The 24,195-nt window shown below is 71.7% G+C and carries 22 protein-coding genes; 9 read left to right on the top strand and 13 right to left on the bottom strand.

Going from position 1 to position 24,195, the window contains the following annotated elements:
* From HET64_RS18720 to mce, 6 genes are all read right to left on the bottom strand, one after another.
* Positions 1-1,070: ABC transporter ATP-binding protein (locus HET64_RS18720; RefSeq protein WP_215107083.1), on the bottom strand; the 1,070-nt coding region annotated here is incomplete at its 3' end.
* A gap of 130 nt (positions 1,071-1,200) precedes the next feature.
* The gene (locus HET64_RS18715) at positions 1,201-1,980 is read right to left on the bottom strand and encodes an ABC transporter permease subunit (RefSeq protein ID WP_215107081.1); all 780 of its coding nucleotides are present in this window, start codon (positions 1,978-1,980) and stop codon (positions 1,201-1,203) included.
* A gap of 5 nt (positions 1,981-1,985) precedes the next feature.
* The gene (locus HET64_RS18710; RefSeq protein WP_215107079.1) at positions 1,986-2,981 is read right to left on the bottom strand and encodes an ABC transporter ATP-binding protein; all 996 of its coding nucleotides are present in this window, start codon (positions 2,979-2,981) and stop codon (positions 1,986-1,988) included.
* Positions 2,982-3,065: 84 nt separating this feature from the next.
* Positions 3,066-4,004, bottom strand: coding sequence for a hypothetical protein (locus HET64_RS18705; protein ID WP_056700540.1), 939 nt, complete (start codon positions 4,002-4,004; stop codon positions 3,066-3,068).
* 184 nt (positions 4,005-4,188) lie between these two features.
* Complete coding sequence (gene scy / locus HET64_RS18700; RefSeq protein WP_215107077.1) at positions 4,189-8,082, bottom strand: polarized growth protein Scy; 3,894 nt, start codon at positions 8,080-8,082, stop codon at positions 4,189-4,191.
* A 235-nt stretch (positions 8,083-8,317) separates the two neighbouring features.
* Positions 8,318-8,746: a methylmalonyl-CoA epimerase gene (mce, locus tag HET64_RS18695; RefSeq protein WP_215107075.1), complete on the bottom strand. Its 429-nt coding sequence runs from the start codon at positions 8,744-8,746 to the stop codon at positions 8,318-8,320.
* Between the two features lie 145 nt (positions 8,747-8,891).
* Here mce and HET64_RS18690 point away from each other — a divergent pair, with 145 nt between their 5' ends.
* Positions 8,892-10,097, top strand: a complete 1,206-nt coding sequence (locus HET64_RS18690; RefSeq protein ID WP_215107072.1) for an acetyl-CoA C-acetyltransferase — start codon at positions 8,892-8,894, stop codon at positions 10,095-10,097.
* 59 nt (positions 10,098-10,156) lie between these two features.
* Entirely contained in the window at positions 10,157-11,125 is a 969-nt protein-coding gene (gene meaB / locus HET64_RS18685; protein ID WP_215107070.1) for a methylmalonyl Co-A mutase-associated GTPase MeaB, read from the top strand.
* An 81-nt stretch (positions 11,126-11,206) separates the two neighbouring features.
* On the opposite strand, the gene HET64_RS18680 is transcribed toward meaB, so the two are convergent.
* Positions 11,207-11,944 carry a PepSY domain-containing protein gene (locus HET64_RS18680; protein ID WP_215107068.1) on the bottom strand — a complete coding sequence of 246 codons (738 nt, stop codon included), beginning with the start codon at positions 11,942-11,944 and terminating at the stop codon, positions 11,207-11,209.
* A 117-nt stretch (positions 11,945-12,061) separates the two neighbouring features.
* Between HET64_RS18680 and HET64_RS18675 the strand changes: the two genes are divergently transcribed.
* On the top strand, positions 12,062-12,724 hold the full coding sequence (locus HET64_RS18675) for a response regulator transcription factor (RefSeq protein WP_215107066.1): 663 nt from the start codon (positions 12,062-12,064) through the stop codon (positions 12,722-12,724).
* Positions 12,721-14,184 carry a sensor histidine kinase gene (locus HET64_RS18670; RefSeq protein ID WP_215107064.1) on the top strand — a complete coding sequence of 488 codons (1,464 nt, stop codon included), beginning with the start codon at positions 12,721-12,723 and terminating at the stop codon, positions 14,182-14,184. Before HET64_RS18675 ends, HET64_RS18670 begins: the two co-directional genes overlap by 4 nt.
* Before the next feature lie 12 nt (positions 14,185-14,196).
* On the opposite strand, the gene HET64_RS18665 is transcribed toward HET64_RS18670, so the two are convergent.
* The 4 genes from HET64_RS18665 to HET64_RS18650 form a co-directional block, all read right to left on the bottom strand.
* A complete protein-coding gene (locus tag HET64_RS18665; protein WP_215107062.1) occupies positions 14,197-14,673 on the bottom strand; it encodes a MarR family winged helix-turn-helix transcriptional regulator in 477 nt (158 codons plus the stop codon).
* Between the two features lie 149 nt (positions 14,674-14,822).
* Positions 14,823-15,587 carry an AIM24 family protein gene (locus HET64_RS18660; RefSeq protein ID WP_215107060.1) on the bottom strand — a complete coding sequence of 255 codons (765 nt, stop codon included), beginning with the start codon at positions 15,585-15,587 and terminating at the stop codon, positions 14,823-14,825.
* Complete coding sequence (locus tag HET64_RS18655) at positions 15,584-16,234, bottom strand: AIM24 family protein (protein ID WP_097934887.1); 651 nt, start codon at positions 16,232-16,234, stop codon at positions 15,584-15,586. Before HET64_RS18655 ends, HET64_RS18660 begins: the two co-directional genes overlap by 4 nt.
* Positions 16,234-16,866, bottom strand: coding sequence for an AIM24 family protein (locus HET64_RS18650; protein WP_215107085.1), 633 nt, complete (start codon positions 16,864-16,866; stop codon positions 16,234-16,236). Before HET64_RS18650 ends, HET64_RS18655 begins: the two co-directional genes overlap by 1 nt.
* Positions 16,867-17,088: 222 nt before the next feature.
* Between HET64_RS18650 and HET64_RS18645 the strand changes: the two genes are divergently transcribed.
* The 4 genes from HET64_RS18645 to HET64_RS18630 all read left to right on the top strand — a co-directional run bounded on the left by HET64_RS18645 (position 17,089) and on the right by HET64_RS18630 (position 21,665).
* Positions 17,089-17,439, top strand: a complete 351-nt coding sequence (locus HET64_RS18645; RefSeq protein WP_103531759.1) for a DUF3817 domain-containing protein — start codon at positions 17,089-17,091, stop codon at positions 17,437-17,439.
* On the top strand, positions 17,436-17,729 hold the full coding sequence (locus tag HET64_RS18640; RefSeq protein ID WP_215107058.1) for an MTH1187 family thiamine-binding protein: 294 nt from the start codon (positions 17,436-17,438) through the stop codon (positions 17,727-17,729). Before HET64_RS18645 ends, HET64_RS18640 begins: the two co-directional genes overlap by 4 nt.
* A 171-nt stretch (positions 17,730-17,900) precedes the next feature.
* The gene (locus tag HET64_RS18635; RefSeq protein ID WP_215107056.1) at positions 17,901-19,706 is read left to right on the top strand and encodes a glycosyltransferase family 2 protein; all 1,806 of its coding nucleotides are present in this window, start codon (positions 17,901-17,903) and stop codon (positions 19,704-19,706) included.
* Positions 19,707-19,709: 3 nt separating this feature from the next.
* A complete protein-coding gene (locus HET64_RS18630; RefSeq protein ID WP_215107054.1) occupies positions 19,710-21,665 on the top strand; it encodes a kelch motif-containing protein in 1,956 nt (651 codons plus the stop codon).
* A 25-nt stretch (positions 21,666-21,690) separates the two neighbouring features.
* Here HET64_RS18630 and HET64_RS18625 read toward each other — a convergent pair whose 3' ends face one another.
* Together HET64_RS18625 and HET64_RS18620 are read right to left on the bottom strand one after the other, a co-directional pair.
* On the bottom strand, positions 21,691-22,740 hold the full coding sequence (locus tag HET64_RS18625; protein ID WP_215107053.1) for a glycoside hydrolase family 6 protein: 1,050 nt from the start codon (positions 22,738-22,740) through the stop codon (positions 21,691-21,693).
* Positions 22,741-23,045: 305 nt separating this feature from the next.
* Positions 23,046-24,029 carry a DUF5937 family protein gene (locus tag HET64_RS18620; protein ID WP_215107050.1) on the bottom strand — a complete coding sequence of 328 codons (984 nt, stop codon included), beginning with the start codon at positions 24,027-24,029 and terminating at the stop codon, positions 23,046-23,048.
* Between HET64_RS18620 and HET64_RS18615 the strand changes: the two genes are divergently transcribed.
* A partial coding sequence (locus tag HET64_RS18615; protein WP_215107048.1) for a hypothetical protein occupies positions 24,012-24,195 on the top strand: 184 nt, incomplete at its 3' end. The two genes, HET64_RS18620 and HET64_RS18615, sit on opposite strands and share 18 nt — an antisense overlap.

The following is a 24,195-nucleotide window of genomic DNA, read 5'->3' as shown; positions in this document are numbered from 1 at the left end:
GGCGCCGCGGGTGCGGGACTCCGGCCCGGAACGGGCGGCGGCGGGGCGTACCAGCCCTCCTGCGGCACCTCCACCGGCTCGGGGTACGCGAAGCTGTCGGCGCCCCCGTACGGGTCCTGGGGGAGCGGCTCCACGAGCCCCGCCTTGGCGTCGTCCGTCGAGCGGTAGTCCACCAGGCCCTGCGTGAGGCGCATGTACGCCTCCTCCAGGGAGGCCTGGTGCGGCGACAGCTCCCAGAGCCGTACGTCGCACCCGTGGGCCAGGTCGCTGATCCTCCGCAGCGGCAGCCCGGTGACCCGCAGCGCCCCGCCCGGCTCCGTCATGACCCGGCCGCCCGCCTCGATGAGCGAGGCCGTCAGCTTCTCCCGGTCCTCGGGGCCGTCCGTGGGCACCCGGACCCGGGCGAAGTCGGCGGAGTTGGCGGAGATGAAGTCCGTGACGCTCATGTCGGAGAGCAGCCGCCCGCGCCCGATGACGATCAGATGGTCGGCGGTCAGCGCCATCTCGCTCATCAGGTGGGACGAGACGAAGACCGTGCGCCCCTCGGCGGCCAGCATCTTCATCAGATTGCGGACCCAGTGGATGCCCTCCGGGTCGAGACCGTTGACGGGCTCGTCGAAGAGCAGCACCTGCGGATCGCCGAGCAGCGCGGCCGCGATCCCGAGCCGCTGCCCCATCCCGAGTGAGAAGCCCTTGGAGCGGTGTTTGGCGACGTCCTGGAGGCCGACGACGCCCAGCACCTCATCGACCCGGGCCGCCGGGATGCCGGCCAGCTGGGCCAGGGACAGCAGGTGGTTGCGGGCGGTGCGTCCGCCGTGCACGCCCTTGGCGTCCAGCAGCGCGCCCACCTGGCGCGGGGCGTTCGGCAGGTCGCGGTAGGGGTGGCCGCCGATCGTGACGTGACCTGCGGTGGGGCGGTCCAGGCCGAGGATCATGCGCATGGTCGTGGACTTGCCCGACCCGTTGGGACCGAGGAACCCGGTGACGGCCCCCGGCCGCACCTGGAAGGAAAGGTCGTCCACGGCCGTCTTCGCGCCGTAGCGCTTGGTCAGGCCGACTGCCTCGATCATTCTCCAGCCCCATCGACTCACTCTGTCGTTCGGGGCTCGGGCCACCCGGCCGCGCACCCCCGTAAGAGTTAGGAGGATAACCAGGCGCTGACGGTTCCGGCCAAGTTGCGCACTGCGTGCGAGCGGACCGTTACGCGTCCCGCTTCTTCAGGACCAGGAAGCCGCCGAGCACCGCCGCGAGCACCCAGAGCACCATGATCCCGAGTCCGGCCCAGGGGCCGTACGGGGCCGGGTCGGTGTTCAACGCGTCCGGGACGACCTGCATGATCTTCGAACCGGCCTGGTCGGGGAAGTACCGGGCGACGCTCTTGGCGCCCGGCACCGCGGCGAGGATCTGCGAGACCAGGAAGAAGAACGGCATCAGGATGCCGAGCGACAGCATGGAACTGCGCAGCATCGCCGCCACTCCCATGGAGAAGATCGCGATCAGCCCCATGTAGAGCCCGCCGCCGACGACCGCGCGCAGCACGTTGTCCGCGCCGATGTCGGTGCCCCGGTCGCCGAGCATGGCCTGGCTCAGGAAGAACGAGACGAAGCTGGTGAGCAGCCCCACACCGAGGGCCAGCGCACCGGCCACCGTGATCTTGCTGAGGAGGAAGGTCGCGCGCTGGGGCACGGCCGCCAGCGAGGTGCGGATCATGCCGGAGCTGTACTCGGTGCCGACGACGAGCACCCCGAACACCACCATCGCGAGCTGGCCGAGAACCGTCCCGGAGAAGCTGACGAAAGTCGGGTCGAACGTGGCCTGCTCGGCCTCGGAGAGGTCGTCGAACGTGGCGTTCAGCAGGGCGCTCAGCGCCGCGCCCATCACGACCGTGACGGCGAACGCGGCGATGAGTGTCCAGGTGGTCGAGGAGACCGACCGGATCTTGGTCCATTCCGAGGTGAGAACCGCGGGTACGGATGCCATGGTCGTCACGCCCCCTTGCCGTCGGTGCCGCCGGGCTTGTTCCAGTTCTCGCCCCAGTCGGCTCCCACCGCGGGTGGTTCGGCCGCCGGGTCCCGGTCCGAATGGGCGTGGTACTCCACCGAACCGGCGGTCATCTGCATGAACGCCTCCTCCAGGGAGGCCCGCTGGGAACTCAGCTCGTGCAGCACCAGCTGGTGCCTGGCGGCCAGCTCACCCAACTCCTCGGTGGTGGCGCCGTCGATCTCCAGGACGCCGCCCGCCGTCTCGACGACGGTGAAGCCCTCCTGGTGCAGCACGTCGCGCAGCCGTTCCTGTTGCGGGGAGCGCAGCCGCGCGTAGCTGCGGGAGTTCTCCTGGATGAAGTCCGCCATCGAGGTGTCGGCGAGCAGCTTGCCCTGGCCGATCACGATCAAATGGTCGGCGGTCAGCGCCATTTCGCTCATCAGGTGGGACGAGACGAAGATCGTCCGGCCCTCCGACGCGAGCGCCTTCATCAGATTGCGGATCCAGTGGATGCCCTCGGGGTCCAGTCCGTTGACCGGCTCGTCGAACATCAGGATCTCGGGATCGCCGAGCAGCGCGGACGCGATGCCCAGCCGCTGGCCCATGCCGAGGGAGAACCCCTTGGACTTCTTCTTCGCCACCGCGCTCAGGCCGACCATGTCGAGCACCTCGTCGACCCGGCTCCTCGGGATGCGGTTGCTCTGCGCCAGGCACAGCAGGTTGTTGTACGCGCTGCGGCCGCCGTGCATCGCCTTGGCGTCGAGGAGCGCCCCGATGTACTTCAGCGGTTCCTGGAGTTCGCGGTAGTGCTTGCCGTCGATGCGCACCGTACCGCTGGTCGGGTTGTCGAGATCGAGCATCATCCGCATCGTGGTGGACTTGCCCGCCCCGTTCGGGCCGAGGAAGCCGGTCACGATGCCCGGTCTGACCTGACACGACAGATGATCGACGGCGATCTTGCTGCCGAAACGTTTGGTGAGTCCCTCGAGCTCGATCATGCGTTCACGCTAGAGCGCCCGAGCGCCCGGCGCCACCACAAAGGCGGAACCGGGCGCACACGGGGTACTTACCCGCGCCGGAGGTCAGCGGGTCTGCTGGGCCGGGACACCGCGGGTCGCGGGCTCGTCCTCCACCGGGGAGCCGGCGGCGGCCACGGCGGCGCCGGTCAGCGTCGCCAGCATCTCGCGGACGTTGGTCAGCTGCGCGTTGATCGAGTCGCGGCGGTTGGTGAGCGCCGCCAGCTCGCGCTCCGACTCGCTGCGGATCCGGTCGGCCTTGGCGTTGGCGTCGGCGACGATGTCCTCGGCCTGGCGCTGGGCGGTCTCCACCGTCTGGCGGGCCCGGCGCTCGGCGTCCGTGCGGAGCTTCTCGGCCTCCAGGCGGAGCTGCTCGGCGCGGTGCTCGATCTCGGCGAGACGCTTCTCGGCCTTGGCCTGGCGGGACGCGAGGTCGCGCTCCGACTGCTCGCGGCGCTTGGCGAGGTTGGTCTCGAAGTCGGCCGCGGCCTGGGCGGCCTTGGCGCGGGTCTCCTCGAAGAGGGCGTCGGCCTCCTCGCGCTTCTGCTGGGCGTCCTTCTGGGCGTCGGTGCGGAGCGTGTTCGCCTCGCCCTGGGCCTTCTCGACGATGCGGACGCCCTCGTCCTCGGCCTTCGCCTTGCGCTCGGAGGCGAACGACTCGGCGTCGTTGCGCACCTGCTGGGCCGCCGACTCGGCGAGCTCCCGGTGCTGCTCGGCCGCGCGACGGGCCTCCTCGCGCAGGTCCTTGGCCTCCTCCTCGGCGAGGCGGAGAATCTTCTCGACACGGGCGCCGAGACCGGCGTACGACGGCTCGGCGTCGTTTACCTGGGCCTGGGCGTTCTGCGTCTCGAGGTGCAGCTCCTCGATGCGCTTTTCCAGAGAGGTGATTCGGGCCAGGGCACTGTCACGGTCGGCGACGAGCTTGGTGATGCGGTCGTCCACCTGACCGCGGTCGTAGCCTCGTCGCACGAGCTCGAAGCCGAAGGGGGAGGAAGGGTCACTCATGAGGTTCCTGTCGAATGAGACCGGTGAGGTGATAGGGGGAATCCTAGGGGCCATGGCGGCGTGTCAGCGTGAAGATGCCGGTTTGATCTGGAGAATGACACCCCTTTTGAGTGGCTGACCCCCGGAGTGCTTGCCACTCGAAGGCTTGAATGTCCATGACGAAGCACGGCACACCGCGGATCGGTCACCGCTCGGACGACTTGCCCCCCGACCGAGTACCCGCCGCCGCCGGAGCCTTGGCGCCTCCCGCGGAACCGCCGGCCGGTTTCCCGCCCCCGGTCGGAGCCTCGAAAGACTCCAACGCCTCCAGCACGTCCTGGACACGGGAGATCTCCGCATTGATGTCCTCGCGCCTGCGCACCAGGACGTCCAGCTCGCGCTTGCCCTCGTCGACCGTCGCTCTGGCCTCGGCCTCGGCGTCGGCGCGCAGCTTCTCCGCCTCGCGGATCAGCCCGGCCTTCTTCGTCTCGGCCTCCTTCAGCAGCGACTCGGCCCGTTTCACCGCGGCGATACGGACCTTGCTCGCCTCCGAATTGGCCTCCGCCATCAGCTCCTTGGCCTTCGACTCGGCCTCGTCGCGCTGCTCGGTCGCCGCCTTCATCAGGTTGTCGACACGCTCGCCGGCGGTCTTCATCTGCTCGGACGTCTCCCGGCGGGCCCGCTCGTGCAGCTCCTCGATCTCGCTCTCCAGCCGGGTCCGCAGCTCCTCGGCCCGCTCCCGGATCGCCGTCGCGTCGCGCCGGGCGCCGACCAGCAGTTCGTCGGCGTCGGTACGGGCGCGCTCGACCAGGGTGTTGCCCTCGACGGTCGCCTCCGAGGTGATGCGCCCGGCCTCCTTGCGGGCCGCGCCGACCATCGTGTCGGACTGCCCCTCGGCCTCGGTGGCCGTACGCAGCGCCTCTTCCCGCGCCTTGTTGATGAGCTGGTCCGCCTGCTCGGCCGCGTCCGCACGGCGCTTGGCCGCGGCCTCGCGCGCCTCGTCCAGCAGCCGGTCCGCCTCCTGGCGGGCGTCGGAGCGCATCTCCTCGGACGCCGACTCCGCCTCCGCGTGCAGCCGTGTCGCCTCCTCGCGGGTGCGGGCCGCGTGCTCCTGCGCGGAGCCGAGCCGCTCCGCCGCCTCCGCGCGCAGCCGCTCGGACTCGCCGGTCGCCTCGGCCAGCATCCGGTCCGCCTGCTCGGTGGACTCGGCCCGGCGGCGGTTGGCCTCCGTGGTGGCCTCGACGACGAGCTGCTCGGAGGCCTGGGCCGCCTCGTTGCGGACGCGTTCGCTCTCGTTGGCCGACTCGGCCATCAGCCGGTCCGACTGGGCCGCCGCCTCCGAACGGATCCGGTTGGCGTCCTGCCGGGCCTCGGCACGGGCCTTCGACGCGTCCTGCTCCGCCGACGCCAGCGCGTCGGACGCCTCGGTGCGCATCCGCTGGCTGTATTCGGAGGTGTCCGCGCGCAGCCGCTCCGACTCGCCGATCGCGTCGGAGACCGTCCGCTCGGCCAGCGCCTTGGCGGCGTCGGTCTCCTCCTCGGCCTCCCGCCGGAGACGGGTCGCCTCCTCGTTCGCCTCCCGGCGCAGCCGGATCGCGTCCTCGGAGGCCCGCTCCCGCTCCGCGTGCGCGTCGGAGCGGACCCGGTCCGCCTCCTCCTGCGCCTCGCCCCGGGTGCGTTCCGCGACGTGCTCAGCCGTCGAGCGCAGTCCGGCGATCTCCTCCTCGGCCTGCTCCTGCAGACCGGCGACGGAGTCCCGTACCTGCTGGGCCGTCTGCTCGGCCGCCGCGACCAGTTCCGTCGCCCGGGCGTCCGCCTCCTCGACCAGCCGGTGCGCCTCGGCCTGGGCCTCCTCGACCCGCTTGCGGGCGGAGGCGAGCAGTTCCTCGCTCTGCTCGCGGGCCCGCTCGCGCTCCTGCTCCGCCTCGGTCCGGGCCGCGCCGAGGATCTCCTCGGCCTCCCGGCGGCGGCGCGTGGCCTCCTCCTGGGCGGCGGTCAGCGCCTCGGCGGCCTCGGCCGCGACCCGCTCGGCGGCGGCCGCGGCCTCCGCGCGCACCCGGTCGGCGCTCTCCTGCGCCTCGGACTTGAGCCGCTCCGCCTCGGCGGTGGCCTCACCACGCAGCCGTACGGCGACGTTCTCGCCCTCGGCACGGGACTGGGCGGCGTCGGCGGCGGCCTCGTCGCGCAGCCGCTCGGCCTCCGCGCCGGCCTGCTCGGTCAGCGCCCGTACGCGCTCGGCGGCCTCGGCGCGCTGCCGCTCCGCCTCCTCGTTCGTCTCGCGGCGGACCCGCTCGGCCTCGGTCCGGGCCTCGCCGAGCGCCTCCTCGGCGGCGGCGAGCCGGGACTCGGCCTCGGTGTGCAGCCGGGTCAGCTCGTCGGCGGCCTCGGCCTGCCGGGCGGCGACACCGCGCTCGGTCTCCTCGCGCAGCTCGGTCGCGGCCCGCTCGGCCGCCTCCGTGACGGCCGCCGCCTGCTCCTCGGCCTCGGCCCGCAGCCGGTCGGCCTCGGCCCGGGTGCGCTCCAGCGTCTCCTCGGCCTGCTTGCGCAGGGTCGCGGCCCGCTCGGCGGCCTCGGCGCGGATGCGCTCGCTCTCGCCGTTCGCTTTGGTGCGCAGCTCGTCCGCGTCGGAGCGGGCCTCGGTCAGCAGCTCCTCTGCGGTGCGGGCGCCCTCCTCCAGCTGCTGGACCGCCTCGCGGCGGGCCTCGCCCCGGATCCGCTCGCCCTCGGCGACCGCCTCGGAGCGCAGCGTCTCGGCCTCGCCACGCAGCCGGCGGGCCTCCTCCTGGAGCTCGACCGTCTTGGCCCGGTACTCCTTGGTGTCGTCCTTGGCCGCGCCCTTGAGCTCGTCGGCCTGCTCGGCGGCCTCGCCGCGCAGCCGGTCCGCCTCGGCCTCCGCCTCGCGACGGATCCGCTCGGCCTCCTCGCTCGCCGCCTTCGTCGTCGACTTCGCGTCCTCGGAGGCCTTGGTGAGCACCTCCTCGGCGCTGCGGGCCGCCTTCGCCAGCTGGGCGGCGGCGTCCTCGGCGGCGACCGTACGGGCCTTCTCGCCCGCCTCGGCGACCAGCCGCTCCGCCTCGGCGCGGGCGTCGACGAGTGCCTGCTCGGCCTCTTCCTTCAGCGCCTCGGTGCTCTTGGTGGCCTCGCCGACCAGCCGGGCGATCTCCGACTTGGCCGTACGGGTGCGCTGTTCGTTCTGCGACTCGGCGGCGGCCAACTGCTTGGCGGCGCCGTCCTTCGCCTCGGAGAGGAGCTTCTCGGCCTCCAGGCGGGACTCGCGCAGCCGGGTCTCGGCCTCCGAGAGGCGCTGCTCGGCGGACCGGTTCAGCCCGGCGGTCTGCTGGCGGGTCTGGTCGGTCTCCGCGGTCGTGCTGGAGCGCAGCTGCTCCGCGTGGCTGGTGGCCTCCTGCGCTTGGGCGGAGGCGGCCCCGAGGAGCCGCTCGGCGTCCTTGCGGGCGCGCAGCAGGATCGCTTCGGCTTCGGACCTCGCGGTCTCGGTCTCCGAGCCGGTGCGCCGACGGGTCTCCTCCGCCAGCCGGGCGGACTCGTCGCGGGCGGCGGCCAGCGCCTGCTCGGCCTCGGCGCGGGACTCCTCCAGCAGCCGGCGGGCCTGCGACTCGGTGCGGGCGCGAAGCTGTTCGGCCCAGGCGACGTTCTCGTTGACGTGCGACTCGACGGTCTGGCGGCGTTCCGCCAGCTCCTGGTCGAGCCGCTGCCTGCGCTGGACGGCCTCGGTGTGCAACTCGGCCTGCAGACGCGCCTGGTGCTCGGCGTGCTCCTGGAGGATCCGCTGCGTCTGGGCGCGGGCATCGCGCAGCTCGCGCTCGGCGTCGCTGCGCATCTGCTCGGCCTGTACCTGCGCGTTCCGCAGCATCTGCTCGGCCTGGTAGCCGATGTCCGCGCTGTCGTAGGCGGGACGGGTCGCGAGATTGCGCCGGGCCTCGTGCAGCTTGGCACGCAAGACCTCGACCTGGTATCCGAGGTCCTCGGCGTGCTGGACAGCCTTCTCCCGGTCGGTCTTCAGCCGGTCCATCTCGGCTTCGAACCGCGAGAGATGGTCGTCTTCAGCTCGGTGGCTCTCCTGGCGTTCGTAGCCCCGCACTGCGCGGTCCCATCCTTCCCCGAGATCTCAACTCTTCCCCGCTCTCGACTTCGTTCGAGCAGGGATGCCCCACAGCGGGGGAGACCCCAACCCTGGTCGTAACTCTCCGCACGAGCACTGCTCGCCGGCGTGAGTCCCCCGGGGAATGGTGACAGACAAACGACGAGGACGCGGTACGGCCCCGACCCGGCCCCGGCCCGGAGCCGCCCACTCTACCGGGCCGGGTATGCGGTGGTCAGTGCTCCGTCCTGCTCGTGACCAGTTCGGTGAGGACACCGTGGCAGTCCTTGGGATGCAGGAACGTGATCCGGGACCCCATCGACCCCGTCCTGGGCTCGTCGTACAGCACCCGGACGCCCTTCTCACGGATGTCCGCGGCGTCCCCGTCCACATCCTCCGTGCCGAAGGCGATGTGGTGCACGCCCTCCCCGTTCTTCGCCAGCCACTTGCCGACGGCCGAGTCCTCCCGGGTGGGCTCCAGCAGTTGGAGGTAGGAGGCCCCACCGTCCGACGTGCCGTTGATCCTGAGCATCGCCTCCCGGACGCCCTGCTCCTCGTTGATCTCGGAGTGATACATCTCGAAGCCGTACGTGGCACGGTAGAACTCGACGGTCTTGTCCAGGTCGAAACAGGCGATCCCGATGTGATCGATTCGCGTCAGCATGGAATCAGCATGGAGCCCGTACGCCGCTCTCGCCACGGTTACGCAACGTGCGCGCCGTCACACCGGTTGCCGGATGACGGGCGCGGTGCCTCTCAGTACATTCAGGTAAACCCTCGTTCACATCCGATCCCAAGGGGCCGTGCCCATGCCAGCAACGACCGGTACCACCACCTCAGTGATCGTCGCGGGCGCCCGGACGCCCATGGGCCGCCTCCTCGGCTCCCTCAAGAGCTTCTCCGGCGCCGATCTCGGTGGTTTCGCCATCAAGGCCGCCCTGGACCGGGCCGGCATCGGCGGTGACCAGGTCCAGTACGTGATCATGGGTCAGGTGCTCACGGCCGGTGCGGGCCAGATGCCCGCCCGGCAGGCCGCGGTCAAGGCCGGCATCCCGATGAACGTCCCCGCGCTCACCGTCAACAAGGTGTGTCTGTCCGGGCTCGACGCCATCGCGCTGGCCGACCAGCTCATCCGCGCCGGGGAGTTCGACGTGGTGGTCGCGGGCGGTCAGGAGTCCATGACCAACGCCCCGCACCTGCTCCCCAAGTCCCGTGAGGGCCACAAGTACGGCGCGATCGGGATGCTGGACTCGATGGCGCACGACGGTCTCACCGACGCGTACGAGAACATCCCGATGGGAGAGTCGACCGAGAAGCACAACGGCCGTCTCGGTCTCGACCGCGCCTCCCAGGACGTGATCGGCGCGCAGTCCCACCAGCGGGCCGCCGCCGCTCAGAAGAACGGTCTCTTCGAGGCCGAGATCACCCCGGTCGAGATCCCGCAGCGCAAGGGCGACCCGGTCCTCTTCGCGAGGGACGAGGGCATCCGCGCCGAGACGACCGCGGAGACCCTCGGCAAGCTGCGCCCGGCCTTCGCCAAGGACGGGACGATCACCGCCGGCACCTCCTCGCAGATCTCCGACGGCGCCGCCGCGGTCGTCGTGATGAGCAAGGCGAAGGCACTGGAGCTGGGCCTCGACTGGATCGCCGAGATCGGCGCCCACGGAAACGTCGCCGGCCCCGACAACTCCCTCCAGTCGCAGCCCTCGAACGCCATCCGGCACGCCCTGAAGAAGGAGGGCCTGGCGGTCGAGGACCTCGACCTGATCGAGATCAACGAGGCGTTCGCGGCCGTCGCCGTCCAGTCCATGAAGGACCTGGGCGTCACCTCGGACAAGGTCAACGTCAACGGCGGCGCCATCGCGCTCGGCCACCCCATCGGGATGTCCGGCGCCCGGATCGTCCTGCACCTGGCCCTGGAGCTGAAGCGGCGCGGCGGCGGCACCGGCGCGGCCGCGCTGTGCGGCGGCGGGGGTCAGGGCGACGCGCTGATCATCCGCGTCCCGGGCAAGTAGTACCCGTACGGATTCCGGGCCCGTACGGGTTCCGGGGCAGAGCGTAGAGATACGGAGCGGTGAACGTGGACGTGGATGTCCCCACGCTGGTCGAGCAGGCGCGAGCAGGCAGGCCGCGTGCGGTGGCCCGGCTGATCTCGCTGGTGGAGGGGGCGTCCCCGCAGCTGCGGGAGGTGATGGCCGCGCTGGCGCCGCTGGCCGGTCACGCCTACGTCGTCGGGCTCACGGGCTCGCCCGGCGTCGGCAAGTCCACCTCCACCTCGGCCCTGGTCTCCGCCTACCGCCGGGCGGGCAAGCGGGTCGGCGTCCTCGCCGTCGACCCGTCCTCGCCGTTCTCCGGCGGGGCGCTGCTGGGCGACCGGATCCGGATGGCGGACCACGTCTCCGACCCGGGCGTCTACATCCGCTCGATGGCGACCCGGGGCCACCTGGGCGGCCTCGCCTGGTCCGCGCCACAGGCCATCCGGGTGCTGGACGCGGCGGGCTGCGACGTGGTCCTCGTGGAGACGGTCGGCGTCGGCCAGTCCGAGGTGGAGATCGCCTCCCAGGCCGACACCTCCGTCGTGCTGCTCGCCCCGGGTATGGGCGACGGCATCCAGGCGGCCAAGGCCGGGATCCTGGAGATCGGCGACGTCTACGTGGTCAACAAGGCGGACCGGGACGGCGCGGACGCCACCGCCCGCGAGCTGAACCACATGCTGGGCCTGGGGGAGTCCCGGGGCCCCGGCGACTGGCGCCCCCCGATCGTGAAGACGGTCGCCGCCCGGGGCCAGGGCACGGACGAGGTCGTCGAGGCCCTGGAGAAGCACCGGGCCTGGATGGAGGAGCACGGCGTACTGGCCGAGCGCCGCACCGCCCGCGCCGCGCACGAGGTCGAGACGATCGCCGTCACCGCGCTCCGCGAGAGGATCGCCGACCTGCGCGGCGACCGTCGGCTGCACGCCCTGGCCGAGCGCATCGTGGCGGGGACCCTGGACCCGTACGCGGCGGCCGATGAGCTGGTGGCGGGGCTGACGGGAAGCTCCTGAGCACGTGCTGAAGGCCCCCGGGCGGCGTACACGCCGCCCGGGGGCCTTCAGCTGCTCCACCGATGCCCGCCCGGGCTTCCGTCAGCTGTCGTCGCCGTCCCGGTCATCCCGGTCGTCGTCCCGGTCGTCGTTGCGGTCGTCCGCGCGGTCGTCACGGTCGTCGCCGTCGTCGTCGCGGTCCACGGTGACCTTGCCGGTCTTCGCGTCGACCCGCAGCTCGTGCTGCCGGCCGTCCTTGCCCGTGATGTCGATGTCCCAGCGCAGGACGTTGCCCCGGCTGTCGTCGTCGTCATCGTCGTCGTCCAGGTCGATCGACGTGACGCTGCCCGGCGCGGTCTTCAGAGCCGCGTCCACCGCCTGGTTCAGGGTGACGGCGGAGGAGCGGGGCGCGTGCCGGTCGCGGTCGTCGTTGTCGTCGTCGCGGGTCTTCAGGACCTTGCCGTTCCCGGCGTCCACCGTCACGTCGTGCCACTTCTTGTCGGAACCGCGGACGTCCAGCTCCCAGACCGCGCGGTCGCGGTCGTCGTCGTCATCGTCCAGCTCGGCCTCGGTGACCGTGCCCGGGACGCTCTTCAGGGCGGCGGCGACGGCCTGGTCGAGGGTGATCCGGGTGCTCTTCGCGCCGCCGTCCGTCCGGGGGGCCTCCGCGTCGGCGTAGGACCGGTCGTCGTCGCGGTCGTCGCGGTCCGTGCCGGCCGGCTGCTGCGTGGACGTGCCGCCCCGGCGGTCACCGTCGTCCGCGAAGGCGACGGTGGCGGCGGTGGTGCCGCCGATGAGCACGGCCGCGGTGATCGCTGCGATGGTGACGTTGCGCTTCATGAGGGTTCCTCCCGAGAGCTGCTGCTGTTCGACGTGACCCACACTGCCGGGACCTTGCTGAACGCAACCTGAAGCCACCTGAAGGCGCCTTCAGGTTGAGTTTGCGAGGCTGTGCGCATGCGCCTGTTGATCGTGGAGGACGAGAAGCGCCTCGCGGTGTCCCTGGCCAGGGGACTGACCGCCGAGGGCTTCGCCGTGGATGTCGTGCACGACGGGCTCGAAGGGCTGCACCGGGCCGGCGAGGGCGTCCACGACCTGGTGATCCTCGACATCATGCTGCCCGGCATGAACGGCTACCGCGTCTGCTCGAACCTGCGCGCCGCCGGCCACGAGGTGCCCATCCTCATGCTGACCGCCAAGGACGGCGAGTACGACGAGGCCGAGGGCCTGGACACCGGCGCCGACGACTACCTGACCAAGCCCTTCAGCTACGTCGTCCTCGTCGCCCGGGTCCGCGCCCTGCTGCGCCGCCGGGGAGCCGGCACGGCCGCGCCCGTCCTGACCGTCGGGCCGCTGCGCATCGAGACCGCCGCCCGCCGGGTGATCCGCGGCGAGGACGAGATCGCGCTCACCGCCAAGGAGTTCGCGGTGCTGGAGCAGCTCGCCCTGCGCGCGGGCCAGGTCGTCAGCAAGGCGGAGATCCTGGAGCACGTCTGGGACTTCGCCTACGACGGCGATCCGAACATCGTCGAGGTCTACATCTCCACCCTGCGCCGCAAGCTCGGCGCGAGTGCCATCCGTACCGTGCGCGGCGCGGGCTACCGGCTGGAGGCGAAGTGAGGTCCGTACGGGCCAGGGCCGCCCTCGGGGCCACCCTGGTCGTCGCCGTCGCCCTGGTGGCGGCCGGCCTCGCCGTGCTCCTGGTCCTGCGGGCCAACCTGATCGACCAGGCGGACCTCCAGGCCGAGGTGGCGGCCCGCGAGGTGGCCGGACAGCTGGCCACGGACACCCCTTACGACGAACTGGAACTGGACGACGAGGAGGACCACCCGGTCCAGGTGACCGACGAGGAGGGGCGCGTCGTCATCGTCTCCAAGGACCTGCGGGCCGTCACCGGCACCGGCACGAGCGGCGTCACCCCGGTGCCCTCGGCCTCGGCGGGGGCCTCACCGTCGCCCGGCGAAGGGGACGGGGACGGGGACGACGACGACAGCGCCGACGACGACGATGACGGCAGCCGCCCCGGCCGGAGCGAGGTCTCCTCCGACGACCCGGACTTCTCCGACGGCACCGCCACCGTCGACCGCACCACCGCCGACTACCGCTTCGCCGCCGTCGAGGCGACCACCCCCGACGGCGTCACCCTGACCGTGTACGCGGGCGCACCGCTCGCCGCCGAGCAGGAGGCGGTGAACACGGTGCGCGGGGCGATGCTCACCGGGCTGCCGGTGCTCCTGGTGGTCGTCGCCGGGGTGACCTGGCTGGTGACCCGCCGGGCCCTGCGGCCGGTCGAGGGCATCCGCCGCGAGATGGCGGCGATCACCGCGTCCGAGGACCTGGCCCGCCGGGTGCCGGAACCCGGTTCGCGGGACGAGATCGCCGCGCTGGCCCGCACGACGAACGAGACGCTCACCGTCCTGGAGGCGTCCGTGGAGCGGCAGCGGCGGTTCGTCGCGGACGCCTCGCACGAGCTGCGTTCCCCGATCGCCTCGCTGCGCACCCAGCTGGAGGTGGCCGAGGCCCATCCGGAGCTGCTGGACTTGCCAGGCGCGGTCGCCGACACCGTACGGCTCCAGGTGCTGGCGGCGGATCTGCTGCTGCTGGCCCGGCTGGACGCGGGGGAGAAGCCCGGGAACGCCACGGTGGAGCTGGGCGCGCTGGTCCGGGAGGAGGTGTCGCAGCGGACCGGGGACCGGATCGCGGTGAGCGTCGAGGTGCCGGAGGGCGGCGCGTTCGAGGTGAGCGGGTCGCGCGGGCAGCTGTCCCGGGTGATCGGCAATCTGCTGGACAACGCCCAGCGGCACGCCGAGGGGAGCGTCGCGGTGTCGGTGGCGGCCGACGGGCGCGGCGTACGGGTGGAGGTCGGGGACGACGGGGCGGGCGTGCCCGAGGACGAGCGGGAGCGGATCTTCGAACGGTTCGTCCGGCTCGACGACGCCCGCAGCCGGGACGACGGCGGCGCGGGACTGGGGCTGGCCATCGCCCGGGACGTCGCCTCGCGCCACGGCGGGACGCTGACGGTGCACGCGGCGGCCGAGGGAGGTGCGGCCTTCCGGCTGTGGCTGCCCCGCTCCGCCTGACGGTCCCGGGGCCTACAGCTTGCCGCGCTTGCCGCGCAGGTGTTCCGCGATCGGGGTCAGCGCGGCGTGCAGGCCGGCGAGCGCCTCGGGGGACAGCAGGTCCATGAAGTGCTGCCGCACCGAGGCGACGTGGTGCGGGGCGACCTTGCGCATGATCTCCGCGCCGTGCTCGGTGAGGACCGCGAACAGTCCGCGCCGGTCCGACTCGCAGTGGGTGCGGCGGACCAGCCCGGCGGTCTCCATGCGGGTGACCTGGTGCGAGAGCCGGCTCTTGGACTGGAGGGTGGCGGCGGCGAGGTCGCTCATCCGCATGCGCTGGTCGTCCGATTCGGAGAGGTTGACCAGGATCTCGTAGTCGTTCATGGTCAGGCCGAACGGCTGGAGGTCCTTCTCCAGTTGGTGCATCAGCAGCCTGCTGACGTCCAGGTGGGTGCGCCAGGCGCACTGCTCCGCGTCGTTCAGCCAGCGGGTGGCCGTCTCGGTCTCCATATATGGATTCTACCTAAGAAGTTGAAAGCCGGACGAAATTGGGGGGTGTGACGACCGGCACCCCCGGCCCGCGGGAGTGCCGAGGGGCCCGTCGGTAAGCATCGACGGCTGGGCGCAGACGTTCGACGTCACACTCCGCAGACTACCGCTCACAACCCGAAGCGACGCTGGAGGTCCCCCAGCTGGCCGGGCATGCGCGGAGCGGATCCGGGTTGACCCCCGCCGCCCGGAACGCCCGGCTCGTTCGGGACCACGCCCGCCGCCTGCTCCGCCATCAGGACCTCGCTCGACTGGAGCAGCACCGTGCCCGCCCCGACGAACTCGAACTGGTGCTCCTCGCCCGACGTCCCGCCGATCCCCGTGAGTGACCGGATGCCGCCCATCACGCCCGTCATGTACCCGTGGTCGTAGTGGTGGCACGGGGAGGGGCAGTCGGCCCAGCCCACCAGCGCCTGCGGATCCACCCGCAGCGGCGGCTCCATGAACACCACCGGGCCGTTCGACGCGGCCACGAACTTCCCCGTACCGATCAGCGTCACGAACCCCGGCACGATCGACTGCTTCAGGGCCATCGTCGGCTGGTACGCCAGCAGGTTCCCGGACCGGATGGTGAGGTTCCCGTCCTCCAGGTCGAAGGAGTTCACATCGAACGCCCGGTCCGCCAGCAGCATCTTCCCGCTGCCCTCGGCCACCACCCAGTCGCTCGCGTGCAGCGGCGAGTGGAAGCTGGACCGCACCAGCCGCTCGAACCGGCCGTGCCCGATGCCGTCGAACTGGATCTGCCCGTAGTAGGCGATCATCTTGCCCTTCTGCAGGAACCACCGGCTCCCCTTGAGCTCCACGCAGAAGGTGTAGGAGTTGACGTTGTCGTCCGACGGCAGCGTCATCGGGTCGAGGACCACGGGCGTGCTCACAGCTTCTCCTCCGACGCCTGGACGTACACCGCACCACTGCCGCTCAGCTCCAGCTGGAACGCCTCGCCGGAGCCCCGCCCCACCATGTCCCGCCAGCCGACGGCCGTGGAGAGCTTGTTCCGCACGTCACCGTGATGGGCGACGTACGCCTGCGGATCGACGTGGACGTCCCGGCCGGGGGCGATCGGCAGTTCGATCACCCCGCCGTGCGCCATCACCGCGACCGCGCCGTGCCCCTTGAGGGTGGTCGTGAACAGGCCCTGGCCGGTCACCTGGCCGCGCACCATGCCCATCACCCCGCCCTGCGAGCCCATGAACATCGTGCCCTGCTGGAGCGTCCCGTCGAACGCGAGCAGCCGGTCGGCCTCCACGTACAGGGTGTCGCCCGCCAGCTCGATCACCTGGATGTGGTGGCCGCCGTGGCCGAACATCACCGTGCCCGAGCCCTCGACCGTCATCAGCGGCGTCGACTCGCCCGCCACCCGGCGGCCGATCATCGACGCGACGCCGCCCTGACCGCCCTGGATGTTCGGGGTGAAGGACACCTCGCCCCGGTACGCCAGCATCGCGCCGCGCTGGCTGAACAGCTTCTGGCCCGGGGCCAGCGTGGCCTCGACCATCTTGGAGTTGATCTCCCGGAACGGCATCAGACATCGCCCCCGACGGTGTTGCGCTCGCTCGGCTGCACATGGACCAGGCCGTCGCCCTCGAAGCGGATCTGGAACGCCTCGCCGGAGCCCTCGCCCATCAGCGTCCGGAAGTTCACCCCCGCCTGGAAGCTCTGCTGGAGCCGGCCCTGGTGGGCGATGTACGCGCCGGGGTCGACCATCAGCGGATACTGCGGGGACACCCGCAGCAGGACGGCCGTGCCGTCGGACGTGATCGCCGCCTGCCCGGTGCCCTCCACCGTGGTGGTGAACAGACCGTTGCCGCTCGCCCCGCCGCGCAGCCCGGTGAACGTCGTGCCCGTGCGCAGCCCGGCGTCGGTGGCCAGCAGATTGCTCGACTCCACGTACAGGGTGTCGCCGCGCAGCGAGACCAGGTTGATCTCGCTCGCCCGGTCGGCGAAGTAGCAGGTGCCCTGCCCGGACACCTCCATCACCGTCATCTGCTCGCCGGTCAGCCGGCGGGTCACCATGCCGCGGAGCCCCTCACCGCCGCCGGACATCTTCTTGAAGGACATCCGGCCGTCGTACGCGACCATCGAGCCGTTCTTCGCCTTGACGGCATCGCCCGTCAGGTCGACGGCGAGCGTCTTGCTGCCTTGGAGTCGGAACATCGCCACGTGACGACGGTAGCCGTCCGCGCCGCACCCGGGCCAGGGACTCCGTAACCGTTACGTCCCTGATGCGCACCCGGACCGGCCCTGATATGCGGCGACACGCGCACCGGCGGACGGGGTGGCCCCCGCCGCCGGGGGCGCCCCGTCGCGATGCCACAATGGGGGCGGCTTGTGCCTGGGTTCACAAGCCCTCGCGACCCTCCCACCGAAGGTGCCCCTGTGGACATCAAGACCGCTTCCGCCCTGCACCGGCTGCGCCTCATCTCGATTCCCGAGGCGCTGTCCTTCCCCGCCCTGATCCTCTTCGGCTCGGTCCTCAGCCGCGTCTCGGACATCGACTTCCTGATGATGCCGCTCGGCATGATCCACGGCGTGCTCTTCGTGATCTACGCCGTGTTCCTGCTCGACGTCTGGATGAAGGCCAAGTGGCCGCTCAAGCGCGTCGCCCTCTTCTTCGTCCTGTCCCTGATCCCCTTCGGCGGGCTCTACGGCGACAAGCTCCTGAAGGGGTACGAGGCCGACGGCGTCATCGCCGCCCGCGCCCGCCGCGAGGGCACGGTCAGCGCATGATCGTCGCGTTCTCCGTCTCCCCGCTCGGTGTCGGCGAGGACGTCGGGGAGTACGTCGCCGACGCCGTGCGGGTCGTGCGCGAATCCGGGCTCCCCAACCGCACGGACGCCATGTTCACCTCCGTCGAGGGGGAGTGGGACGAGGTCATGGACGTCGTCAAGCGCGCCGTGGCCGCCGTCGAGGCCCGCGCCGGCCGCGTCTCCCTGGTACTGAAGGCCGACATCCGTCCCGGCGTCACCGACGGCCTGACCTCCAAGGTCGAGACGGTGGAGCGCCACCTCGCCTCCTGACGCACGGTCCGCGCGGCACGTTCCCGTTCACCCGAAAAGCCCCCGGCGCCACACGGTCGGGGGCTTTTCCGGCTCCGGACCAAAAACCGCTCACTCGGACCCGCCAAGTCGACACGCCGTTAGCCGTCCCTTTCTGTGGGGATATCAACCCGTTCGACAGTGGGAGGCACGGTGCGGTCGGAGGGCTACGACTACGACACCTACAGCCGGCTCGCGGGTCCGCTCACGGAGCCGGAGCCGACGGGGTACCGGGTGCGGTACAAGAGTCTGCTCTCGACGGAGAAGCACCGAATAAGAGCCGTCCTGCTGATGACCCTCGCCCCGGTGCTCACGGGCGTCCTGCTGCTGTACCTGGTCTGGCCCACGCACTGGACCGAGCGGGAGAACGGGGAGCGCTGGCTGGTCGTCGCCGACACCGTGATGCTCGTGTCGATCGCGCTGATCGAGCTGTTCATGCTGGTCAACGTGGTCTCCATCGCGCACGCCACGCTCGTCGCGCGGGACCCGGTCCCGGTGACGCCCGAGCCCGGCACCAAGGTCGCCTTCCTGACCACGTACGTCCCCGGCAAGGAACCGCTCTCCATGGTCCGCGCCACCCTCAAGGGCGCCGTACGCCTGAGGCACTCCGGCCCGCTGGACGTCTGGCTGCTCGACGAGGGCGACGACCCCGGGGCCCGGATGCTCTGCGCCGAGCTGGGCGTCCACCACTTCACCCGGCGCGGGGTCCCCGAGTGGAACCGTGACAAGGGCGTCCACAAGGCGAAGACGAAGCACGGCAACTACAACGCCTGGATCGCCCTGCACGGCGGCGACTACGACTTCTTCGCCTCCGTCGACACCGACCACGTGCCGATGCCCAACTTCCTGGAACGGATGATGGGCTACTTCCGTGACCCGGACGTCGCCTTCGTCGTCGGCCCGCAGGTCTACGGGAACTACGACTCGGCCGTCACCAAGGCCGCCGAATCGCAGCAGTTCCTCTTCCACGCCCTGATCCAGCGCGCGGGCAACCGCTACGGCGCCCCGATGTTCGTCGGCACCAACAACGTCGTGCGCATCGCCGCGCTGCGGCAGGTCGGCGGCCTGTACGACTCGATCACCGAGGACATGGCCACCGGCTTCGAGATCCACCGCCGCCGCAACCCGCGCACCGGGCACTACTGGCGTTCCGTCTACACCCCCGACGTGCTCGCCGTGGGCGAGGGGCCCGCCTCCTGGACGGACTTCTTCACGCAGCAGCTGCGCTGGTCCCGGGGAACGTACGAGACGCTGTTCAAGCAGTACGGCAAGGCGCTGTTCCGGGTGCCCCCCGGCCGGCTCCTCAGCTACACGCTGATGCTCGTCTACTACCCGATGACCGCGGTCAACTGGCTGCTCGGCGTGGGCAGCTGTGTGCTCTTCCTCTGGTTCGGGGCGTCCGGCACCCAGGTCGCCGCCTCCATCTGGCTGATGCTCTACAGCGACGCCGCCGCCCTCCAGATCGGGCTCTACCTCTGGAACCGCCGGCACAACGTCTCCCCGCACGAGCCCGAGGGCTCCGGTGGTCTCGCCGGCATGGCCATGTCCGCGCTCTCCGCACCGATCTACCTGAAGTCGCTGGGCTCGGCCGTGCTGCGCACCGACGGCCGGTTCGTCGTCACGCCCAAGGGCGGCCAGGCCTCCCCGGACCGGCTGCTCACCTTCCGTATCCACCTCTCCTGGGCGGCGGTCCTGCTCTCCTCGCTCGCCGCGTCGGTCTACCTGGACCACACCCATGTGGCGATGCGGACCTGGGCGGCGCTGGGGCTGGCGATATCCCTCTCCCCGGTCGCCGTCTGGGCCTGGACCGTCCGGCAGGACCGGCGCGCCGAGGCCGCGCGGGCCGTCCCCGTCCCGGCGCCCCCGCCGCCCGAACCGGTCTATGTCGCCGGCCCCGCCCCGTCGGCGACCACGGCGGCGAGCGCCGGCACCACCGCCACCACCGCAGGAGGGAACTGACCCATGGCCTACCGGCCCTCGAAGCAGATGAGGAAGACGCTCCTGGGAGGCGGCGCGGTGGTGCTGCTCGCCGGGCTGAACGCTCCCGCCGCCCTGTCCTTCGCCGAGGACAGGTACCACGCGTACAAGATCGACCAGCCGGAGTACAAGGCGGAGTACGGCTCCTGGGAGCGGGTGGACATCCCGAAGGAGTACCGGACCAACGCGATCCACGCGGCGCTCCTGCACACCGGCAAGGTGCTGATCGTCGCGGGCTCCGGCAACGACGAGAAGAACTTCGACGAGGGCACCTTCGACACCGTGCTCTGGGACCCGGCCGAGAACACCTTCCAGAAGATCCCCACCCCCGAGGACTTCTTCTGCGGCGGCCACGCCCAGCTCCCCGACGGCCGCCTCCTGATCGCGGGCGGCACCGCCCGCTACGAGGTGCTCGACGACAAGGTGAAGCGGGCCGGCGGCGGTATGCGGGTCAAGAACGAGAACCCGGACAAGCCGCTGAAGCTCAAGAAGGGCACGGTCTTCCGCTCGCCCTCCGGCGCCGAGTACGTGGCCAAGTTCGACGTCACCGTCCCCAAGGCCAAGCGCGAGTTCGAGGTCGACTACTTCGAGAGCGGACAGATGAAGCCGTGGAAGACCAAGGTGACCGCCTCCGAGCAACGGGTCTTCGTCGAGGCGGTGGACGACGGCCCCGACGCGGTGGCGACGGACGCCGCCCAGTACGAGATCGTCGGGCTGAAGGGGAAGGCCGCCGGGAACTCCTACGGCCTCGCCGAGAAGATCACCATGGACAAGCAGGACTTCCAGGGGATCCGCGCCGCCTACGAGTTCGACCCGACGGCGGAGAAGTACATCAAGGTCGACCCGATGAAGGAGGCCCGCTGGTATCCGACGCTCGTCGGTCTCGAGGACGGCCGGGTGCTCTCCGCCTCCGGCCTCGACGACGTCGGCGCGATCCTCCCGGGCGACAACGAGATCTACGACCCGAAGACGAAGAAGTGGTCCAAGGGTCCCTTCCACTACTTCCCGACCTATCCGGCGCTCTTCCTGACCAAGGGCGGCAAGCTCTTCTACCCGGGTGCCAACGCCGGTTACGGCCCGGCGGACAAGGGGCGCGAGCCCGGTATCTGGGACATCAAGAAGAACACCTTCACCAAGGTGCCCGGACTGACCGACACCGACCAGCTGGAGACGGCGGCCTCGCTGCTGCTGCCGCCCGTGCAGGACCAGAAGGTGATGGTGCTCGGCGGCGGCGGGGTCGGCGAGTCCAAGAAGTCCACCGCCCGCACGGCGGTCATCGACCTCAAGCAGGCGAGCCCGGCCTTCGAGCCGGGCCCCGACCTGCCGCAGGGCACGCGCTATCTGAACAGCGTGATCATGCCCGACGACACCGTCTTCACCAGCGGCGGATCCGAGGACTACCGGGGCCGCGGGGCGAGCAACATCCTGAAGGCGCAGACCTACGACCCGGAGACCAACAGCTTCAAGGAGGCGGCCGAGCCGACGGTGGGGCGCAACTACCACTCCGAGGCGCTGCTGCTGCCCGACGGGCGGGTGGCGACCTTCGGCTCCGACTCCCTCTACGGCGACAAGGACAACACCAAGCTCGGCAAGTTCGAGCAGCGCATGGAGGTCTACACCCCGCCGGCCCTGCACCGCGGCGAGGACGAGCGCCCGGTGATCGGGAAGGGCCCCGAGAACGCCGAGCGCGGCGCGACGGTCACGTACGAGAGCGCCGACGCCGACCGGATCGCCACGGCCCGCCTGATGCGGCCGAGCGCCGTCACCCACACCACCGACGTGGAGCAGCGCTCCATCGAACTGGGCCTGAAGAAGGGCGACGGCAAGGTGAGCGTGACCGTGCCGGACGACCCCACGCTGGTGCCGCCCGGCTGGTACATGCTCTTCGTCACCGACACCGACGACGTTCCCTCCGAGGCGAAGTGGGTCAAGGTCGCCTGACCCAGGGGGCGCGCCGCGACCGGGCTCAGGAGGCGGCGCGCCTGGCCAGGCCGAGCGCGTACTCCGGCCACCAGTCGCCGGCCGGCGGGCCGCCCCGGCAGGTGCCGTCAGAGTCGCCCGGCCGCTTGATCCACAGATAGGCGTCGAGCCGCTCGTCGCCGGTGTCGGTGGTCGGCGGCGTGCCGAGCCCCCGGCCCGGCGGATTGCACCAGGCCTCCTCACGGCCCCCGGACAGGGGGCCGTTGCCGTTGCGGCTGGTGTCGATCACGAAGTGCGAGCCGCCCACGGCGTCGGAGAGCCGCTTCGCGTACGTCTTCACGCTCCCGTTCGACTGGAAGTTGGAGACGTTCAGGGAGAAGCCGTCGGCCCGGTCGATGCCCGCCTGGCGCAGCGGCTCCGCCATCTTGGACGGCTCGTCGATCCAGTCCGGGTTGCCCGCGTCCAGGTAGACCCGGGTGTTCGGCCGGGCCCCCAGCGTGTCCACCGCCTCGGAGAGGAGCTGGTAGCGCTCGGCGTGGTGCTCGGGAGGGGTGCAGCCGTCCGTGATGTGGGGGAGGGCGTCCGGCTCCAGGATCACGGTCGCCGGAGCGTTCCCGATGGCGTCGGCGAACGCGCCGATCCAGGAACGGTAGGCGTCCGCGTCCTTCGCGCCGCCCGCGGAGTAGAGCCCGCAGTCGCGGTGCGGGATGTTGTACGCCACCAGCAGGATGGTCTTCTTCGTGCGGGCGGCGGACTTCGCGGCGGCCCGGATCCCCGGGGCCGGGTCGTCCCACGCGGGCCAGTCGGCCACCGGCCGGCCGGAGATCCGCCGCAGGATCTTCGCCTCCGCCCCGCGCCCCTCCTTCTCCCAGGTGCGCACCTGGCGCGCCGCGTCGCTGTTCGGGTCGACCCAGTACGGGGAGGCCGCGCTCGGGGCGGGCTCTCCCCGGACGAGTTCGTCCGCCGCGTCGGCGGTCCGCGTGACGCGCGGTTCCGGTGTCGAGCAGCCCGCGGTGAGAACGGTCGCCAGGGTGAGGGCGGCCAGGACGGGGACGGTACGGGGGAGAGCGCGGGGGACGATTCTGCGGCCGGACATCCAGACCCCTCGGACGGTGATGACTCACGGACACGGAACACAGGGAGGCGTGGGCAATCCTGACATAACGGTCACTGAGAGTGGCGGTGCGACACCGTCCGTGACCCGTGCGCCGCCAGGTCCTGTCGTCGAACTCCCGTCGTCGCCCCGGAGGGCGGCCCCGCGGGGTCGGACGTGCTCTCGGTGTGCCGGGCGCACGTCCGCGTACTGGCCCAACTCGGGCGCGTGCCCGGTACGGCGGGAGTGCGCGCATGGCGCCGGGGGGCAGGCGGGAGTTCGACGACAGGGCCGAGGCCCGGCGCGCGTCAGTCCGAGGCGGCCAGCGCGATCCCCAGCGGGGTGCGCTCGTACAGCACCTGGTGTCCGTAGCGCCGCGAGGCCAGCAGCCCCGCCCCGCGCAGCACCGACAGATGGGCCGACACGGACGAGGGGGCGAGGCCCAGCCGGTGCGCCAGCGCGCTCGTCCCGGCCGGTTCGTCCAGCGCGCACAGCACATCGGCCCGGACCCGGCCGAGCAGCCGGGTGAGGGTCTCCGGGGTCCGGTCGCCGGACTCGCTCCACAGCCCGCCGATGCCGCGCGCCGGGTAGATCAGCCCCGGCCGCCACGGCTCCTCGTGGCCGCCCACCACCTCCGGCCAGACGAAGACGCTCGGCATCAGGACCAGCCCCTGCCCGCCCAGCACCCGCTCGTGGTCGCCCTGGGTCCCGGCCACCGTGAGCGTCGCGCCGTTCCAGCTCAGCCGGGGGCTCAGTTCGCCCAGCAGCTGTTCGAGCCCGCTGTCCGCGAGCCGCCGCGAGTGGTAGGCGATGTCCGCCTCCAGCAGGGCCCGTAGCCGGGGCCAGTACGGCTCGATCAGCGCCTGCCAGGCCCGCTCCAGCAGGTCGGCGAGCTCGCGCACGGCCCGCGCCGGATCGGCCAGCAGCCGCCGGCCCGTCGCCGACGCTGTCCCGCCGGGCCGGTCCGCCAGGGCCAGCGCCATGTCGGCCCGCGCCACCTCCGGATCGACCGCCCGGACGGCCGCGATCTCCTCCTCGAACGTCGCGAGCGGCCCGATCGGCGGCGGGCAGATGAAGTCCGGGTTGTGGCCGACGGCCGGCATCAGCAGCCACAGCGGCTCCAGGGCCAGCGCCCCGGACGCCTCCCGGATCCGGCGGAGCCACGGCAGGTGGTAGCCGTGGCGGCCGGTGCGGTGCAGGGTGCGCACCGCCTCCTGGGTCTCGAACAGCGGTGACAGCGCGAACCGGCAGCGCAGCAGATCGCTCTCGCCGAAGTGCAGCTGGAACGGCATGCCTCCCCCTCGCTCGCGGCCCGGACATTCGTCTCCAGCCGAAAGTCTAGGGCCGGCCGCGCCCCGGCCCCAGGCTCGTCCCATGCCGACCGCATCGCCTACATCGTCCAGGACGCGCGCCCCGCGCTGGTGGTCGCCACCGGGGAGACGGCCACGAGCCCGGCCC

The sequence above is a fragment of the Streptomyces sp. McG3 genome, from assembly GCF_018619185.1.
In the GTDB taxonomy this organism is placed as follows: Bacteria; Actinomycetota; Actinomycetes; order Streptomycetales; family Streptomycetaceae; genus Streptomyces.
This window is presented reverse-complemented; position numbering and strand designations above follow the sequence as displayed.

Coding starts and splice junctions, on each gene's coding strand:
- HET64_RS18715 (WP_215107081.1), bottom strand. CDS start 1,980: ATGGCATCCGTACCCGCGGTTCTCACCTCGGAATGGACCAAGATCCGG.
- HET64_RS18710 (WP_215107079.1), bottom strand. CDS start 2,981: ATGATCGAGCTCGAGGGACTCACCAAACGTTTCGGCAGCAAGATCGCC.
- HET64_RS18705 (WP_056700540.1), bottom strand. CDS start 4,004: ATGAGTGACCCTTCCTCCCCCTTCGGCTTCGAGCTCGTGCGACGAGGC.
- mce (WP_215107075.1), bottom strand. CDS start 8,746: ATGCTGACGCGAATCGATCACATCGGGATCGCCTGTTTCGACCTGGAC.
- HET64_RS18690 (WP_215107072.1), top strand. CDS start 8,892: ATGCCAGCAACGACCGGTACCACCACCTCAGTGATCGTCGCGGGCGCC.
- HET64_RS18680 (WP_215107068.1), bottom strand. CDS start 11,944: ATGAAGCGCAACGTCACCATCGCAGCGATCACCGCGGCCGTGCTCATC.
- HET64_RS18675 (WP_215107066.1), top strand. CDS start 12,062: ATGCGCCTGTTGATCGTGGAGGACGAGAAGCGCCTCGCGGTGTCCCTG.
- HET64_RS18665 (WP_215107062.1), bottom strand. CDS start 14,673: ATGGAGACCGAGACGGCCACCCGCTGGCTGAACGACGCGGAGCAGTGC.
- HET64_RS18655 (WP_097934887.1), bottom strand. CDS start 16,234: ATGCCGTTCCGGGAGATCAACTCCAAGATGGTCGAGGCCACGCTGGCC.
- HET64_RS18650 (WP_215107085.1), bottom strand. CDS start 16,866: ATGTTCCGACTCCAAGGCAGCAAGACGCTCGCCGTCGACCTGACGGGC.
- HET64_RS18640 (WP_215107058.1), top strand. CDS start 17,436: ATGATCGTCGCGTTCTCCGTCTCCCCGCTCGGTGTCGGCGAGGACGTC.
- HET64_RS18630 (WP_215107054.1), top strand. CDS start 19,710: ATGGCCTACCGGCCCTCGAAGCAGATGAGGAAGACGCTCCTGGGAGGC.
- HET64_RS18625 (WP_215107053.1), bottom strand. CDS start 22,740: ATGTCCGGCCGCAGAATCGTCCCCCGCGCTCTCCCCCGTACCGTCCCC.
- HET64_RS18620 (WP_215107050.1), bottom strand. CDS start 24,029: ATGCCGTTCCAGCTGCACTTCGGCGAGAGCGATCTGCTGCGCTGCCGG.